Annotated in this window: 20 protein-coding genes and 1 pseudogene; 13 read left to right on the top strand and 8 right to left on the bottom strand. The window is 38.7% G+C overall.

Annotation, left to right across the window (positions count from 1 at the left end; translation table 11 throughout):
* Positions 1-18: 18 nt before the first annotated feature.
* Positions 19-375, bottom strand: a pseudogene (locus AC1M9H_RS08970) (GNAT family N-acetyltransferase).
* 193 nt (positions 376-568) lie between these two features.
* On the opposite strand from AC1M9H_RS08970, the gene rdgB reads away from it, so the two are divergent.
* On the top strand, positions 569-1,198 hold the full coding sequence (gene rdgB / locus AC1M9H_RS08965) for an RdgB/HAM1 family non-canonical purine NTP pyrophosphatase (RefSeq protein WP_481609990.1): 630 nt from the start codon (positions 569-571) through the stop codon (positions 1,196-1,198).
* Here the strand turns inward: rdgB and AC1M9H_RS08960 are convergent.
* Complete coding sequence (locus AC1M9H_RS08960; protein WP_092766755.1) at positions 1,195-2,070, bottom strand: AEC family transporter; 876 nt, start codon at positions 2,068-2,070, stop codon at positions 1,195-1,197. The genes rdgB and AC1M9H_RS08960 overlap by 4 nt on opposite strands.
* Before the next feature lie 172 nt (positions 2,071-2,242).
* Here AC1M9H_RS08960 and tatA point away from each other — a divergent pair, with 172 nt between their 5' ends.
* From tatA to AC1M9H_RS08940, 4 genes are all read left to right on the top strand, one after another.
* Positions 2,243-2,470, top strand: a complete 228-nt coding sequence (gene tatA / locus AC1M9H_RS08955; protein WP_035266725.1) for a Sec-independent protein translocase subunit TatA — start codon at positions 2,243-2,245, stop codon at positions 2,468-2,470.
* A gap of 15 nt (positions 2,471-2,485) precedes the next feature.
* Complete coding sequence (tatB, locus tag AC1M9H_RS08950; protein ID WP_481613225.1) at positions 2,486-2,950, top strand: Sec-independent protein translocase protein TatB; 465 nt, start codon at positions 2,486-2,488, stop codon at positions 2,948-2,950.
* A complete protein-coding gene (tatC, locus tag AC1M9H_RS08945) occupies positions 2,947-3,729 on the top strand; it encodes a twin-arginine translocase subunit TatC (RefSeq protein WP_481591565.1) in 783 nt (260 codons plus the stop codon). Before tatB ends, tatC begins: the two co-directional genes overlap by 4 nt.
* 165 nt (positions 3,730-3,894) lie before the next feature.
* The gene (locus tag AC1M9H_RS08940; RefSeq protein ID WP_035266728.1) at positions 3,895-6,102 is read left to right on the top strand and encodes a PhoX family protein; all 2,208 of its coding nucleotides are present in this window, start codon (positions 3,895-3,897) and stop codon (positions 6,100-6,102) included.
* 27 nt (positions 6,103-6,129) lie between these two features.
* On the opposite strand, the gene AC1M9H_RS08935 is transcribed toward AC1M9H_RS08940, so the two are convergent.
* Positions 6,130-6,933 carry an NRDE family protein gene (locus AC1M9H_RS08935; protein ID WP_481613224.1) on the bottom strand — a complete coding sequence of 268 codons (804 nt, stop codon included), beginning with the start codon at positions 6,931-6,933 and terminating at the stop codon, positions 6,130-6,132.
* 93 nt (positions 6,934-7,026) lie between these two features.
* Between AC1M9H_RS08935 and lgt the strand changes: the two genes are divergently transcribed.
* The 8 genes from lgt (at position 7,027) to msrA (ending at position 13,194) form a co-directional block, all read left to right on the top strand.
* A complete protein-coding gene (lgt, locus tag AC1M9H_RS08930) occupies positions 7,027-7,842 on the top strand; it encodes a prolipoprotein diacylglyceryl transferase (RefSeq protein ID WP_481590373.1) in 816 nt (271 codons plus the stop codon).
* Positions 7,843-7,926: 84 nt separating this feature from the next.
* Positions 7,927-8,298 (top strand): hypothetical protein, encoded by a 372-nt coding sequence (locus AC1M9H_RS08925; protein ID WP_481613223.1) that lies wholly within the window; start codon positions 7,927-7,929, stop codon positions 8,296-8,298.
* A 531-nt stretch (positions 8,299-8,829) separates the two neighbouring features.
* On the top strand, positions 8,830-9,321 hold the full coding sequence (locus AC1M9H_RS08920) for a lipocalin family protein (RefSeq protein ID WP_481613222.1): 492 nt from the start codon (positions 8,830-8,832) through the stop codon (positions 9,319-9,321).
* Between the two features lie 192 nt (positions 9,322-9,513).
* A complete protein-coding gene (thyA, locus tag AC1M9H_RS08915) occupies positions 9,514-10,356 on the top strand; it encodes a thymidylate synthase (protein ID WP_035266815.1) in 843 nt (280 codons plus the stop codon).
* A gap of 93 nt (positions 10,357-10,449) precedes the next feature.
* Positions 10,450-10,962, top strand: a complete 513-nt coding sequence (locus AC1M9H_RS08910; RefSeq protein ID WP_035266739.1) for a dihydrofolate reductase — start codon at positions 10,450-10,452, stop codon at positions 10,960-10,962.
* 26 nt (positions 10,963-10,988) lie between these two features.
* A complete protein-coding gene (locus AC1M9H_RS08905) occupies positions 10,989-12,059 on the top strand; it encodes an Lnb N-terminal periplasmic domain-containing protein (protein WP_481613221.1) in 1,071 nt (356 codons plus the stop codon).
* A 74-nt stretch (positions 12,060-12,133) separates the two neighbouring features.
* Positions 12,134-12,589, top strand: coding sequence for an META domain-containing protein (locus AC1M9H_RS08900; protein WP_035266743.1), 456 nt, complete (start codon positions 12,134-12,136; stop codon positions 12,587-12,589).
* Between the two features lie 83 nt (positions 12,590-12,672).
* Positions 12,673-13,194: a peptide-methionine (S)-S-oxide reductase MsrA gene (gene msrA / locus AC1M9H_RS08895; RefSeq protein ID WP_035266744.1), complete on the top strand. Its 522-nt coding sequence runs from the start codon at positions 12,673-12,675 to the stop codon at positions 13,192-13,194.
* Between the two features lie 50 nt (positions 13,195-13,244).
* Here the strand turns inward: msrA and AC1M9H_RS08890 are convergent, their stop codons facing one another.
* From AC1M9H_RS08890 to AC1M9H_RS08870, 5 genes are all read right to left on the bottom strand, one after another.
* A complete protein-coding gene (locus tag AC1M9H_RS08890) occupies positions 13,245-13,649 on the bottom strand; it encodes an ExbD/TolR family protein (RefSeq protein ID WP_035266746.1) in 405 nt (134 codons plus the stop codon).
* Positions 13,649-14,272, bottom strand: a complete 624-nt coding sequence (locus AC1M9H_RS08885; protein ID WP_180028347.1) for a MotA/TolQ/ExbB proton channel family protein — start codon at positions 14,270-14,272, stop codon at positions 13,649-13,651. Before AC1M9H_RS08885 ends, AC1M9H_RS08890 begins: the two co-directional genes overlap by 1 nt.
* A gap of 20 nt (positions 14,273-14,292) precedes the next feature.
* On the bottom strand, positions 14,293-15,111 hold the full coding sequence (locus tag AC1M9H_RS08880; RefSeq protein WP_092766747.1) for an energy transducer TonB: 819 nt from the start codon (positions 15,109-15,111) through the stop codon (positions 14,293-14,295).
* Positions 15,112-15,324: 213 nt separating this feature from the next.
* Positions 15,325-16,191: a formyltetrahydrofolate deformylase gene (gene purU / locus AC1M9H_RS08875; RefSeq protein ID WP_481613220.1), complete on the bottom strand. Its 867-nt coding sequence runs from the start codon at positions 16,189-16,191 to the stop codon at positions 15,325-15,327.
* Between the two features lie 88 nt (positions 16,192-16,279).
* Positions 16,280-16,972 carry a TetR/AcrR family transcriptional regulator gene (locus AC1M9H_RS08870; protein WP_035266753.1) on the bottom strand — a complete coding sequence of 231 codons (693 nt, stop codon included), beginning with the start codon at positions 16,970-16,972 and terminating at the stop codon, positions 16,280-16,282.
* Between the last annotated feature and the right edge of the window lies 1 nt (position 16,973).

Raw genomic sequence — 16,973 nt, 5'->3', positions numbered from 1 at the left:
CACCTATCGGTGCTTTTTTTATTCGATCATCTTCTTCATTCTTATGAATTTCATATCTTCGAATATGTCCACTTCATTCTGTGAAGTAAAACCTAATTTTTTATAAAAATGAACAGCCCCCATATGCGCATTGACTGTTATCTACTGGATATCCGTTTGAGTTAATTGATCTAACACATAATTAAATAAATGAGTTCCAACGCCTTGAAATCGCAGATTTGGATGAACAAAAAAATGAAAAATATGAGTGGGTTGTTTGTAAGCAATCATCCCAACAAGCGACTGCTTTAATTCTGCAACAAAGTATTTTATCTCTTGATGATTGATGTGCGATACAAGAGCTTCTTTTGAAAATAGGGACTTACTTTTTGGCATTTCATCAAAGTGATTCAAAGCTAAAGCAATACAGGACGCAATATTTTCAACATCCGCGATCTCTGCTTGACGAATATGAATGGTATTTAAATCTCTCATGATTAATGATTGGTTATTTTAGAGATGAGTTCATCTGTATCATCGCAAATATCCGTTAGAATAGCTTCAAATTTGAAACTGAAAGCGATTCAACATGGCGTCTAAAGATTGGTTAGATCAAGGTACTTTGGTTTTAGCGAGCAACAATAAAGGGAAAATAGCTGAGTTCGAAAAGTTATTTGAAGAATTAAAACTCCCTGTTAACGTTGTGCCTCAAGGAAAACTGAACATTGAGGATGCGGTGGAAGATGGGTTAAGTTTTGTAGAAAATGCCATTATCAAAGCACGACATGCTTCTAAGATTTCGGGTAAACCAGCTATAGCAGATGACTCAGGTATTTGCGTCCCTGCACTTGGTGGTGCTCCTGGTATTTACTCTGCACGTTATGCTGGTGAGCATGGCGATGATGCTGCCAATAATGCTAAATTACTGGCAGATTTAGCACCATTACGTAACAATGGTGACGTGATTGAAGGGATGTTTGTGTGTGTACTCGCCTTAGTTCAACACGCCGAAGATCCTTTACCTCAGATTTTCCAAGGAATCTGGAAAGGTGAAATTTTGGAAGTAGCACGTGGCAAAAATGGTTTTGGCTACGACCCACTGTTTTGGCTACCTGAACTCAATATTAGTAGCGCTGAAATGACTAAAGAAGAAAAAAATAAGATCAGTCATCGTGGTCAAGCCATGCAGTTATTCAAAGCAAGCCTCGAAACGAACTAAACGATCAGTCCATGATAAACCATGGCAAATAAACCAATTGTCATGCAACTTACGATGGTACCCGCTGCGATATATTGGGCTGAAACACCTGTTCCTGAATAATGTGTTTCTAAAGCAACAATATTCGCTGCGGGTGGTAATAAAAAAAACATAGACATCAGTGCAATAACAACCAGTTCGTGAGGAATCGGTAGAAGAAAATAGGCTACCGCACAGCACACTAAACCAAATAGAAATTTAATCAAAGCAAGTTTTAAACTTTCAATTAAATCGGACAAGTGAATTTTTACTTGAGATAACCACATCCCAAGGATACACATCCCTGTAAAGGTCATTAACCACTTATCCAATATATACAATGATTGAATCATTGCATTCTGCTGAAAATGACTAACATTCCATAACGAAAGAAAACCAGCAACTAATAAAGCTAAAATCGGTGGAGAGAAAGTCAATTTTCTCAAAATCTCCATCGCAGACTGCTTTTCAGCACTTAATACGGTCACTGCACAAATATTACCAAAAATAGAGCCCCCGACATAAAGTGCAACCATAGGACTAGATGCTTGCGCACCAAAAATAGCGAATGCAAATGGAAAGCCAAGCCAAGCCATGTTGAGGTAACTGGAACATAAGGAGACTAATTTGTCTTTTGTACGGTAATAAACAAATAAATACAGCAAAAATGAAGCGATAAAACTAAATAACATCAACCATATACTGCCCTCTTGGTAAAACACCATATTGTAAATAATGATGAGAGGAATCAGCACTTTCGCCAACAACATCGCCATAAAGGGACGAATTTTTTGTAAATATTCTACGCCAAAATAGCCGATAAGAAAGGAGACTAGTGGGAGTAGAAGAACCATATTAAATATGAAATAGATTTTTTCTCATCTTAGCACAACATCTATTTCACTTCAGAGTAAGTCTCTTGCACACATAAAAAATCCATGACTTCAAACTGAAATAATTCCGTCAACTTGCTGTCATAAAGAACTGTTGAAATCATTCAAGATCATTTTCAATAAGGAATATATCATGGCTGGATTATCAATTTGGCACGTACTTATTTTCGCAATTGTCGTTTTACTTTTGTTCGGTACGTCTAAGCTAAAAAATTTGGGTAAAGATGTTGGTGGTGCGGTTAAAGATTTTAAAAAATCAATTAAGGATGACGAAGACCAGAGCACATCTGCTCAATTAAAAGAACCACGCACGATTGAACATCAAACATCTCATGATTTGAATTCAACAGCGAAACATTAAAGGTAGGTAACAGTAATGCTGAATATTGGTATGGCTGAACTATTAATGTTTGGCATCATTGCATTGCTTGTTCTTGGACCTGAAAAGCTTCCTGAGGGTGCGCGATTTGCTGGTAAATGGTATGGCAAAATTAAACGTATGATCAGCAATGTACAAAATGATATTGATCGTGAACTAAGAATGTCTGAACTTAAAGAACAAATGCAGACTGAAATGAAGCGCATTCAAGAATTAGAAGAAAAAATGAAAGCGCAAATGCAGGAAATTGAAAAACACACAGTATTAAGCGATGAATATTTAAATCCACCTATCCATCAACAGGTTCGCTCTGAAACAAGCCCTGTTTATGTGTATTTAAACGTTCAGCAAAGTACAACAGTTCCTTTTAGAGGACACGCTACACCTAAGCAAAGTTTTATTCATATTCAAAATTCGGCGCAACACAATAAACCCTATGTAGTCTTAGCGGAGGCAGTATGAGTCACAATACTCTCCCAAATATCATCTCTTCAAATGAGGAAAATCCTCAGCTTGAAGAAATGCCAATAACCAAGCATCTTATTATTTTAAGAAAATATTTATTTAGAATAGTTGGGGTCATTCTCGTTTTATTCTTTTGTTTATTACCATTTGCAAATCAAAGCTATCAAATGATGTCTGAGCCTCTTAGAGCTCAACTCCCAATAAATTCATCAATGATTGCAACTGATGTCACCGCGACATTTATGGCACCATTTAAGTTAAACTTCTTCGTTGCTCTAATGATCGCCATGCCATTTATCATTTATCAAATATGGGCTTTTGTCAGACCGGCGCTTTATAAAAATGAGAAAGCTTTAGCTCTACCATTACTCATCGGAAGTATTACATTATTTTATGCAGGTGTTGCTTTTGCTTACTTTATAGCCCTCCCTTCGATTTTACATTTTTTCATTAGCGTTGCACCTGAAACGGTTGCACCCATGACTGACATTAATAGCTATCTGAGTTTCTGTTTAAAATTATTCTTGGTTTTTGGTTTAACTTTTGAAATTCCAATTGTGACTTTATTACTCATTATGATTGGGGTCGTTACCACAGAACAATTGGTTGAAAAAAGACGTTTTATTATTGTAGGTTGTTTCTTCGTTTCTATGTTTGTGACGCCACCTGATGCACTCTCGATGATTATGTTAGCGATACCAATGTGGATGTTATTTGAATTGGGACTTTTGTTTGGAAAATTACTCGAAAACAGAAGAGCAAAGTCAGTACTTTGATATCTTGACCCTTTTACACATAGGCGAGTCTGAAGACTCGCCTTTTTCATACTCTTTAAATAAAAGCTTAATTCAACTGACATAAATCTATCACTTGATTGTCATGATTCCGCATTAAGTTGTTTGTGACGCTAAAAACTACCAAGCAAGATGCTAGGAACGAACATGACTGATTTAACACCTTTTAACGATGATTACGATAGCAATGATTCGGGGAATCCAGAATTTCACCATTTACTTGAAAAGCAAATTACGCGTAGAGATCTCATTAAGAAGACTGCTGGTGGTGCAGTAGCATTGACAGTAGCGGCTTCAGTAGCAGGCTGTAACAGTGACGACAATGACAATAACAACTCAAATCCTTCTCTACCTGAATTCGACAAATCAAAAACGCCAACTGAACTAACATTTAAAGCGGTTGATAAAAATATTAAAAATGAATTCACAGTGCCTGAAGGATATGAAGCACGTGTTATTTATGCACTAGGAGACCCGCTTTTTGAAGGTATGCCTGAATGGGATGCAGATAATATTCCGAGTGGTGCTTCATTTACCATGCGCTCAGGCGAATGTCATGACGGTATGACATATTTCGGCATGAAAAATAGTCGTTATGATCAAAATGAGTCAAATGTAGGTTTACTGGTACTCAACCACGAATATGTAGATAACAAAGCGATTTTGCATCCAGCGAATAATACCATTTCAGCGGATATTCGTTCTGAAGATGAAGCATTACGTGAAATCAACTGTCACGGCGTTTCAGTGATTGAAGTACAAAAAAATCCTACAACTCAACAAGTCACTCTAAACAAACGCTCTGTATTCAACCGTCGAATTACAGCTGCAACACCGATCGATTTCGCTGGTCCTGTAAAAGGGCATGAATTGGTACAAACCAAGATCAGCCCAGAAGGCACATTTACATTAGGTACGATCAATAACTGTGGTAACGGTTATACGCCTTGGGGCACATACTTAACCACTGAAGAAAACTTTAACCAATACTTTACTCGCGATGATAAAGATCGTTCTGAAAAGGATTTGGAGTCGTTAAAACGCTATAAAATTGCTTCAAATAGTTCTTATAAGTGGCACACAGTTCAAGCACAACTGTTCCCTCAAGATGTTTATGAGCGCTGGTTAACTAAAGTCTCTGCATCTTCTGCAACTCAAGATTTTAGAAACTCACCAAATACATTTGGTTGGATTGTTGAAATTGACCCATTTGATGGTCGTCAACGCCCAGTAAAACGTACAGCTCTTGGACGTTTTGCACATGAAGATTGTCGTGTCAGTCGTGCCATTCCTGGGCAACCACTAGCCTTCTATATGGGGGATGACTCTCAAGGCGAATATATCTATAAATTTGTTTCAGATGCGGTTTGGGACCCTAAAGATATCAACGGTGGTTATGCTGCTGGCGATAAATATATGAATAACGGTAAATTCTATGTTGCTAAATTTAACTTTAATGAAGCAACTCAAAAGACGTCTGGTGAGTGGATTGAACTCAATATCTCCAATCCACTAATTGCTAGTTATTCAAAATACAAATTTACAGATCAAGCTGATGTATTGGTAAATGCCCGTTTAGCAGGTGATGCAGTTGGTGCAACCAAAATGGATCGTCCAGAATGGGTTGCAGTAAACCCAGAGAATGGTGAGGTTTATGTCACCTTAACCAATAACTCATTACGTGGAAGTGAGCATACAATTGATGCTGCCAACCCTCGTAATTATGCTGATAATGATAAAGGTGGTAGTCCTCGCGGGAATATCAACGGACATATTATCCGTTTCCGTGAAACTGGTGATACTGTTACAGCAAAAACATTTGTATGGGATATCTTCTTATTTGGCGCAGAAGAAGATTCACTTCCGGGTGTAAACCTATCTGGACTCACATCAGCAAATGATTTCTCAAGTCCAGATGGCCTATGGTTTGATCCACGTGGTGTCTTGTGGGTACAGACTGATGATGGCGCTTATACAGATGAAACGAATTGCATGATGCTCGCTGCACTTCCAGGTCAAGTAAGTGATGGTAAAGTGACTTCTGCAAATGCTGGTTCAAATAATGCCACTCAACTTACTCCTGCTGGCGCACAGCTTGATGATTCAAAGTTACGTCGTTTTTTAACAGGCCCTTCAGGCTGTGAAATTACAGGTGTAACGATGACACCAGACTATAAAGCTATTTTTGTGAATGTTCAGCATCCAGGTGGCACTTGGCCTGCAAATCACAGCAACACTATCAGCGGTGGTAAAGGTACACGTCCTCGCTCTGCGACGGTCGTGATTACACGTAAAGATGGTGGCGAGATTGTTGGGGAAAGTCTAGAAAAGAAAGAAAACACTCCTGCTGCTTAATTCAAACATTGAAATAGAAAATGCCGACTACGATGTCGGCATTTTTTTTGAGAGATTCAGATCAATTTTGACTATGTGATTCTGATGTTCACCTTGCTGCGTTTTTTCAAGCCAAGTCCATTGGTTTCTTTTCAACAACAGGTAGTTTGAGCATCGTGTTCCATATATCGGGCTTTGTATAAAAGTAGAAGATAACAGCTGCTCCATTTCCACTGATATGCCCGTTTGAGGTAATAAGTCTAAATCAATTTTTCTTTCATCTTGTAAGATATCCCAAACGGCGTGCTCTAAATCATACGCTTTTTGAGCATTGGGATTTAATTGCAATAATGGTAAGAACTCTTGTGTAAAGCGTTTACGCAAATGTTTGGTTTTTTCCCATGGATCACTTAATACACCATTGGAAACCACATATACACCTTTGGCAAGCACTTGTGGAGATTCACCACGATTACTCATATAAACCGCTTGATCAGAGGTTCCAATAAACAGGTTAAATCCAGCGTAATCACATTGCTTTTTTTCTAATTCTTGGGCAAATCGGATCGGTGCTAAATCGGATTCCAGATATTGCTGAATGATATGTCCTCTTGAAGTTGGATATTCCTTCTTATCATTTGCATCACGGTAATTTGTCACAAGTGCCCAACGCCCTGCAGCAGTAATCCCCATCCATGTCCCACCAGATTGTAAATCTTGACCTGCAATAATTGGGCTATTTTCCCACTTATGAATTTGTGAAGCAGGTCGGTGATAAAACTCATCCCGATTTGAAATTAAGCATAATGGTGTTTCATCCAACACTTGCCATGCGATTGCTACAATACACATCGTTGCATCCTTAGAACTTTACACATTGAATGTACAACATTTTTTCAGTCTTTCCGTTAGAATCGACACAAAACATAATATAAAGGAAAAGCAATGCTGACCTATCCTTCTATTGACCCAGTGGCAATATCTGTGGGTCCATTACAAGTTCACTGGTATGGACTCATGTATCTACTCGCATTTTTATTTGCGTGGGGCTTGGCAACATTCCGTGCTAAGCAACGAGGATGGACACCAGACATGGTCTCTGATCTCATCTTTTACGGTGCATTAGGTGTCGTGATTGGTGGTCGAGTAGGCTATGTGTTCTTTTATGGTTTTGATCAATTCCTTGCAAATCCGATATGGTTATTCCAAGTTTGGACAGGTGGCATGAGCTTCCATGGCGGCTTCTTAGGTGTCATGTTTGCCATGTTATTGTGGTGTAAAAAATACAAAATGACTTGGTTCCAAACACTGGATTTTATTGCCCCATGTGTTCCAACAGGTCTGATGTTTGGTCGTATTGGCAACTTTATTGGCGGCGAACTTTATGGCCGACAAGTCACAGATCCAAATTTCGCATTGGGTATGATTTTCCCTACAGATCCTTTACAACTCGTACGACATCCATCCCAACTTTACCAAGCACTCTGTGAGGGTTTGATTCTTTTTATTGTTCTGTGGTGGTTTAGTTCTAAACCTCGTCCACGCATGGCTGTTTCTGCCCTCTTCTTAATTGGATATGGCATCGCTCGCTTCACAGTTGAATTCTTCCGTGAGCCAGATAATGGACAATTATTTATCGGATGGATGAGCAAAGGACAATTCCTTACAGTTCCAATGATTCTCATCGGGCTATGGATGCTTTGGTATGCCTACCAAAAGAAAGTATATGACTGGGGTCCTCTACAAAATAATGGCAAATAAGTAAATGATGTCTTCAAAGGTGAACATCTTGTTCACCTTTTTTTGTGCTAGAGTTTTGACTTATTTACTTTGATTCAGATTACTATGCTCGAGTTTTGGTTTGATCCTAAAGTTTCAATACAACACAAAGCTTTATTTTTTATTTTGATTGCGAGTGCTACCGCTACGTTATATTGGATGCAACCGCTTAACTTCGATGCCCTCTTAATGTTTATGGGCACAGGTATCGTTTTTCTTATTTGCCGTTACTGTAAAATTCATTTCGCTTCACACCATCCAACAGGGTTGATGTACCGATTATTTACTTGGATTCCTATGGCTCTGCTACTTGCCTTAATTTTCATGCATGCAAAGGATGGAGAAATTCTTTTACCTGGTGCTCAAGGATTAGGATTTATGGCTTTATCTATTTGCTTATTTTCTCCACTGTCTCTACTTCATCAACATCAGCATTAAGACGTCATTATGTTAAATTTCTGGTATTCGGAACGATGCACACGCAGGCTTAAATTGATCATTTGTATATCAACGTGTGTAGTGATTCTGTTGACAGCTGAAATTAAAAAACTTGATTTTCTATCGACACTAATAAGCTTATGTTTAGGCTTAAGTCTACACATTATTCATCATGTTTTGATCCAATCTAAGCGTCTAAAGCATCAGCTGAAAGCATATTATGCTTTTAGTCCTTTCATCTTGATTGTATTTTTTATCTTCATGCTTTCAGCGCTGAACTTTCAAAATAGCAGAGAGTTTTTTGCACTTTTTGTACAACTCATGGGTTATAGCGCAGTGGGATTATTCGTAGTGAGTTTATATGCATCTCGTACACCCCGCTGAATTTCAAAACAACTAAGCAAATGAAAATAAATATAAAATTAATCACACTCACTTAACGCTTTGCTACAGAACAGTATTATTTCTACTCCAAAACTGTGCCTATACTCAAAGGATGTATCTAATTTAGATTAAATGGAGTACATCATAATGAGTCAAAATTTAACGACCGTATCTAACTTCCAACTTGAACGCTATTTAGGTACTTGGTATGAGATTGCACGCTTACCAATGAAGCATCAACCTGAAGACAGTACGGATATTTCGGCAGTCTATACCTTAAACAGCGATGGAACTGTACGTGTTCAAAATCGTTGTCTTGATGACAACAAAGAACTGGATGAGTCTATTGGCGAAGCCACAGTTGTAGATGCTGAACATGGCAAATTAGAAGTCAGCTTTTTGCCTGAAGGATTTCGTTGGATTCCATTCACTAAGGGTGATTATTGGGTACTTAAGATCGATGAAAATTATCAAACTGCTTTAGTCGGTGAACCTAATCAAAAATATCTTTGGATTCTGCACCGTGAACCTGTGTTAAATGAATCTATCAAGCAAGCGTATCTAGCATATGCTCAATCCATTGGTTATGACCTAAGCGATTTAATTCATACTGTACATACAGGACACAAAACTGCTTAAGCCCTAAAATTTTGTGTTAAATGAGAGCACCCTAAAGGGTGCTTTCTTATTTCTTTAATTACTCGCTTTCAAAGAGTCTATTCCGTAAGGAAGATATTAAAATGCATGCTGCTTTAGTATAAACTGATGCCAATGAAATTTTTGGCATTGGTCTATTCTTCAAATGCCACATTCAAATCGATCAGGACATTTATGAAAGCGTATTTAGACCTACTACAACATATCCTCGACAATGGCGGTGATAAAGGTGACCGTACTGGTACAGGTACTCGTTCTGTATTTGGTCATCAAATGCGCTTTGATCTTTCTAAAGGTTTTCCTCTACTGACCACAAAGAAAGTTCACTTCCGTTCAATCGTGATTGAATTACTTTGGTTCCTTAAAGGTGATACCAATGTTAAATATCTGCAAGATCATAAAGTTACAATTTGGGATGAATGGTCGACAGCTGAGCAGACTGCTCGTTTTGGACGTCCTGAAGGAGAGCTAGGTCCAGTATATGGACACCAATGGCGTAACTTTGGTGCAACTAAGAAAGACGATGGTTTATACGAGCAAGATGGATTTGATCAAATCAAATGGTTAATTAATGAAATTAAAACCAATCCAAACTCCCGTCGTTTAATCGTATCAGGTTGGAACCCAAAAGAAGCTGGACAAGTGGCACTCCCTCCTTGTCACACGCTTTTCCAGTTTTTTGTTCAGGATGGAAAATTATCATGTCAGCTTTATCAACGTAGTGCTGATGTTTTTCTTGGCGTTCCATTTAATATTGCAAGTTATGCACTTCTCACCCATATGATTGCGCAAGTCTGTGATCTAGAAGTCGGTGATTTTGTTTGGACAGGTGGTGATACTCATCTTTACGCCAATCATTTCGAGCAAGCACAACTTCAATTAACACGTGAACCACTTCCATTGTGCCAACTCAAACTGAATCCCGAAATTAAAGATATTTTTGATTTCAAATTTGAAGATATTGAAATCGTAAATTACGAATCGCATCCTGCAATTAAAGCACCTGTTGCGGTTTGATTTTAACTAATGTCTTTTGGGATCACAGTTGATACTAATCGTGATCCAACTTTACATTTCCCTCTCTAACTCATATTCGCTGGAAGAATAATCATGGCATTTCAAGGTTTAGAAGTCGTACACGTCGTTGCAATGGATCAGCAACGTTGTATTGGCAAAGGAAATGATTTGCCATGGCATATTTCAGCTGATCTCAAACATTTTAAAGAAATTACCCAAGGTGGTGTTGTGGTGATGGGACGTAAAACACTTGAGTCTATGGGTAGAACGCTTCCTAAACGTGTAAATTGGGTCATTACACGAGATACGTCATGGCAATTTGAAGGAACAAAAATCGCGCATACAATCGAGAGTGCACTTGAGCAGGCAGTCCATGATGTAAAAGCTTCAGAAAAGCCTGGATCTATTTTTATCATAGGTGGTGGAGAAATTTTTAGCCAAACGATCTCTATTGCGGATCGCTTAGAACTCACGCATGTTGAATTAGACGTTCAAGGTGATGCTCATTATCCTGAGATTCCACCTGAATTTAAAAAAGTGGCATCAGAGCAACACATTGATGACAAAACAAATATTGCATTTGAGTTCGCAACCTACCAAAAATAAAGCTTTCTTACATATAGCCAATAACAATGCATAACATCGGTAAAAGAGAGTTTATTCTTGCGCTTGCAAAGGGAGCTTTTCACTCCCTATTTAGTTTATTTGTCATCTTCTCTTCAATTTGGTTATGTATGGCCTTATGGGTTCAAGAGCCATTTGGCTGGTTAGTCAGTCGTATTATCATTGGCTTTTGGGTCGCTTTTGCCTTAAGTGTTTTAGGCATATATGCAACACAACATTTTTTCAGCCGTAGTAAAGATGTTGTCTTATACATTGTCTTTTTTGCGTTCAGTTTAGTTTGGTATTTTAGTATCCCTGCCAAACAAGACCGTGAGTGGAATCCTGAAGTCGCAAGAATTCTCAATTATGAACGTCAAGGTGATTGGGTCACTTTACACAATGTGCGTAATTTTGCATGGAATGAAGACGGAACCTATCAAGAACGCTGGGAAACACGTCAAATTGATTTGAATCAAATCAGTGGCATTAACATCATTACTTCATATTGGATGGGACCACAAATCGCCCACACTTTAGTCAGCTTTGATTTCAAAAACTCTAAACCACTGACCTTTTCGATTGAAATTCGCAAAGAAAAAGATGAAGAGTTTTCTGCTATTGGTGGTTTTTTTAGAAAGTACGAAGTCAGTTTAGTTGCTGCTGACGAGAAAGACATTATTTATACACGTAGCAATGTACGTAATGAGCAGGTCTATTTTTTCCCAATCAACATGGAAGCTGCTGAAATGAAAGCTTTATTTGAGAAATATTTAGAGCAAGCAGATCAACTTAGTCAAGAACCAAAATGGTATAACACCTTGACCAGTAACTGCACCACTTTGGTTTTTGATATGGTTCAAGCGATTTCCAAACATGAACTGCCAGTGGACTACCGATTATTAGCCTCAGGTTATTTACCTAATTATCTGTATGACTTAGGGGCATTACAACATCATTGGGATATCAAAACATGGTACAACAAGGCACATGTCAACCCAAGAACAGACCAATTTAATCAATTTAAATATCAAAGTAGTGAAAATTATTCAAAATTGATTCGTCTGGGTCTCCCTCAGAGTCAGCCAGAGCTTGCACCTTAGCGTATCAGTTGATATACATAAAATTGACTTGAATTTAATTTACATTAGAAAGAAATAACACAGGGGCATTTCATATGTTAAAACAACTTTTAGCCGTATCCGTTATAGGCTCAGCATTACTTTTTACAGCATGTACCACAACACCATCTGCTGAAAAGCAACAACAAGCACTTAATCAATTGCAAAATAAAACTTGGATTTTGACACATATTGGCGCAACAGAATTTAAGACCGACCCTACTGCACACAATGTTCCAAGTATTCAATTTGATGCAGCATCTAGTCGTTTGAGTGGTGCAGATGGTTGTAACCGTTTTATGGGTGCATATAGCATTAAAGCTGACAAAATTAGCTTGAGTGAAGTTGCAACTACACAAATGATGTGTGTGAATACTCAAGAACTTGCAAATCGCTATAATGCTGCCTTGGCAAAAGTCGCGGCATTCCAAGTCTATGACAAAACGCTTCGCCTACTCGATGAGAATGGTAATCCAGTATTGCAGTATGAGTCTGCAATACAACCGCGTTAACAGTTAAGCAACCATTTCACTGGTTGCTTTTTTCATTCTACACCCCATTATTTCAGTCATTGCAACTCAATAAGGTGAATCCCATGCAACAAGCTTTGCTCGGTGGCGGATGCTTCTGGTGTGTTGAAGCAGTTTTCCTTCAACTCAAAGGTGTCACTAAAGTCGTGAGTGGTTATGCGGGTGGGTATACGGCCAATCCAAGCTATGAGGACATTTGCAAAGGAGACACCCATCACGCAGAAGTGGTTTTAGTGGATTTTGATGAAAGTCAAATTAGCTTTGCTCAATTGCTTGATGTATTTTTTGCAACACATGATCCAACCACACTCAATCGCCAAGGTAATGATATAGGTACGCAATATCGCTCTGTCATTTATTATTTTAATGAAGAACAGCGCCAGATTGCAGAGAAAGCGATTCAACAGTTAAAAGCAGAAGGTTTAGATATTGTTACAGAACTAAGCTCAGTACCGACCTTCTACCCTGCTGAAGAATATCATCAAAATTTCTTTGCTCGTAACCCGACTCAGGGCTACTGCAATTTTAGTATCCCACCAAAACTTTTAAAGCTTCGCTCTAAATTTGAAGGTTTACTCAAAGACTAATACAGGTATAAAAAAAGCGACCTTATGGTCGCTTTTCTCATGTTAATCAGTTAATTATCTGTGGCAAAGGCAATGTCAGCAAGCCCGGCTTCGCTTGCACGTGACATCACTTGAGCAACAGTATCGTAACGTGATTCTTTATCTGCTTTAAGAATAATTGTCGGTTGTTGTGCTGAACCACCGGCATCGTTAAATCTTTTTTGCAATTCATCTAAGCTGATAATTTCTGAATCCCATGCAATCTCACCCTGTGAGTTAATGCTTACTTGAATCGATTCAGGTGGCGGATCAATGATATCCGCTGTCGTTTTTGGTAAAGTTAATGGAATTGATGGGTTAGCAACGGTCGCTGTCACCAAGAAGATGATCATCAAAACCAACATAATGTCAATTAACGGGATGAGGTTCATCTCCGTCATGCCTGTATCGTTGTCTTCACCCAATTGAAAAGCCATTAAGCTTGACCTCCAACGTAACTTTCTTGAGTCGCTTTCACTTCAACTTTTTGCGCAGAAGAATCTTGTTGCAGCATCGTGTCGATTAAAAGACTGTGAGCATGATCTTGTAGTTCATTACTTAATGTACGATTAAAGCGAATACAAATGTTGTATGCGATCACTGCTGGAATAGCTACTGCTAGACCAATACCAGTCATAATCAGGGCTTCACCCACAGGGGTTGCAACTTGTGCAAGTCCTGCTTGACCGCTTTTACCTACTGCAACCAATGCATGGAAGATTCCCCATACTGTACCAAATAGCCCTACAAATGGTGCAAGTGAGGCAATTGTTCCGAGTACAGCAACACCTTTTTCAGCAGATGCTTTTTCCAAAGCAATCTGACGCAATAAAGCTTGCTCAGCAACAGCTTTACGTTGTTCAAATCCCAAAGGAGCGAGTTTTGCTTTCAATCCTGCTAATGCTTTAGAGAGTTGAGCATAAGCAACTTCTTTCAGTTGACGTGTTCCCATCACACGTAAAACGACAATTGTCCATGTCGCAATAGACATTGCGAGTAAAACGAAATAAAGCGTCTTACTGACTGCATCAGCATGTTGCCAATAAACTGAAAAGTTCATACTCGAACTCCTAATAAAAGTTAGCCGTTAGAATTCAACTTAAGTTCAAATGGTTGTTCCGCTCTAAACGGATAAGCCACGCCATTTTCCTTATAAGGTCTGAATTTTGCATTACGCACCGAGCGTAAAATCTTTTGATCAAGCGAATCAATTCCACTTGATTTTGTGATTCTGGCATTCACTACATTACCGTTAGTGTCCGCTTCAATCGATACTACAACAGTACGATCAGAACCTTGTAAATCTCGGTTGGTATATGATGGCTTCGGTGTACGAGACCATGATATTTGCCCAATACTTAAATTCTTTGGTGTATTACGTGCTTGCTGCTCACGACGTTCTTGTTCGCGTCTTTCATTTTCCAAGCGCTCACGTTCTTGTTGCTCACGTAGCTGTTGGTCACGCAATGCTTGCTCACGTCGCTGCTGTTCAAGCAACTCACGATTTTTACGTTCTTGCTCTAAACGCTGTTGTTCCTGCTTTTGCTTTTCTAATTTATCTTCTTGAACAATTGCTTTTTGTTCGACAGGTTTAGGCTTTTCAGCAATGACTTTGGGTTTAACCACAGGAGGTGGTTCAACGACTTTAGGTTCTGGTTTTGGTTGAACTTGAGGTTTCACAGGTTCAACAGGAGGTGGCGGCGGTGGCGCATCCTCTTTTATCTGAACAAAACGAACCTTAATTGGATCCTTATCAATAGGTTTTAATTCAGGTGTTTTCATCTGACTCACGGCAAATAAAACACCAATATGCCCGATCACCACTGCAATGAGCGAAGTAAGCACTTTCTTTTTCATTGAGATTGGATTTTGCATCATAGGAATGGGAGATGGGCTCATTAAAATTTATGATCTGATATACATTGACGCTGTCTTCATAAGGAAGATTTCAATCAAACTTATCGGTTAGTACAATTAAAGTACGCCAATAATAAATGAGAAGTGTTTTCATTTGCAACTATTAATTCTGCAGTTTTGATGAGTTTTTTTGATCATCAATAAAAAAGGCATGCTCATGCATGCCTTAATAAATCAGTGATATTTAATTAAAAATCACTGGAATACCACAGTTTTATTACCATCAACAATGATACGGTCTTCTAAATGCCACTTAACAGCACGCGCCAAGACATTACGTTCAACGTCTTGACCTAATTCACGTAATTGATCAACTGTAAAATCATGGCTGACACGCTCAACATCTTGTTCAATAATCGGACCTTGATCCAAATCAGCTGTCACATAATGCGCTGTTGCACCAATCAGTTTTACGCCTTTTTCATACGCTTGCTTATAAGGGTTAGCACCCACAAAAGCTGGAAGGAAAGAATGATGAATGTTGATCACTTTCATTTCCCACCTAGAGACGAACTCTTCATCAAGAATCTGCATATAACGTGCGAGTACAAGCAAATCATTACCTTGCATTAACTCATCAATTTTTGCATATGCTTCGCGCTTGTTCTCTTTATTGACAGGCACAACTTCAAAAGGAATACCGAAGTTTTCCACAGACTCACGTAGATCTTCATGATTCGACACAACCTTAGTGATTTCACAAGGTAATCCACCACGTGCATGACGCCATAAAAGTTCAAGCAAGGCATGATCGACTTTCGATACCAAAATACCTACTTTCTTTACATCTGACACTAAAGCTAGACGCCAATGCATGTTGTAACGTTCAGCTACGTTTGTGGCGAAAGTTTGTAGAATATTTTCCTTACGGCTTTGCAAATTGTCGAGTTCAAACTCAACACGCATGAAATAACGCCCGCCCTGAGCTTCTGTTGCATATTGATCAAGCGCAGTGATGTTTGCCCCTTGATGATACAAAAAGCTCGATACAGCCTGCACGATTCCTGGTTTATCTTCGCAAGTAATCAGTAAACGTGCTGTGTTAGCAGTTGTCATATTCATGATGATTTATATCACTTAACAGTTAAATTGAAAAACAGCCGCGTATTCTAACTCTTTTTTTAATGCTTTCAAATTATCTTTGCTGAAATCAATCTTCTCGATCAGCAGAAAGACTAGCAAATAATTCAGATGTTCCCAACGTTTCAAGCAAGCGCTCATAAGTCTGACGACTTTCACCACGTAAATAAGGACCTTCAAGAAACACCATTTGACGCAGTGCCTGCCAAACCCACTTTTCATCTAGATGGTTGGAATCTTTTAAATGACCAGACATATAGAGAAAGTTCGTCCAATTGGTTAGGACAATCCATAGGTTAATGATCAACGCTTCAATTTCAGACTCTGTCATTTGCATGAGACCTGCATTGACGAAGGCTCGGTAAATCTTTTGACCTTGTTGCATCACTTTACCTGCGAAACGCGGGTAAATTTTTCTAAAGTCATCATTATTTTCGGTTAAATGATATACATCACGATGCAGAAAACGATAGGCCCATAACTGACTACTGAGTACTTGAAAGTATCGGATTTTATCATTGGCATTTACATCACGGTCTTCTGGCAATGCTAGCAGCTCTAAAGTTGCATGCTGATATTGCTCCATCAACTCTTTAATGATCTCTTGCTTGTTACGAAAGTGATAATAGAGATTACCAGGGCTAATACCTAACTCTGCTGCGATATGGTTAGTTGTGACAGATCGCTCTCCACGTTCGTTAAAGAGTTGCAAACTAATTTGCAAGATTCGGTCTTTGGTTTTTAACGTTTTGGAATGCGACATC

This window comes from Acinetobacter sp. ANC_7512 (assembly GCF_056779935.1).
Note: the sequence above shows the minus strand (reverse complement) of the source record. Positions and strands in the feature narration are given on the sequence as shown.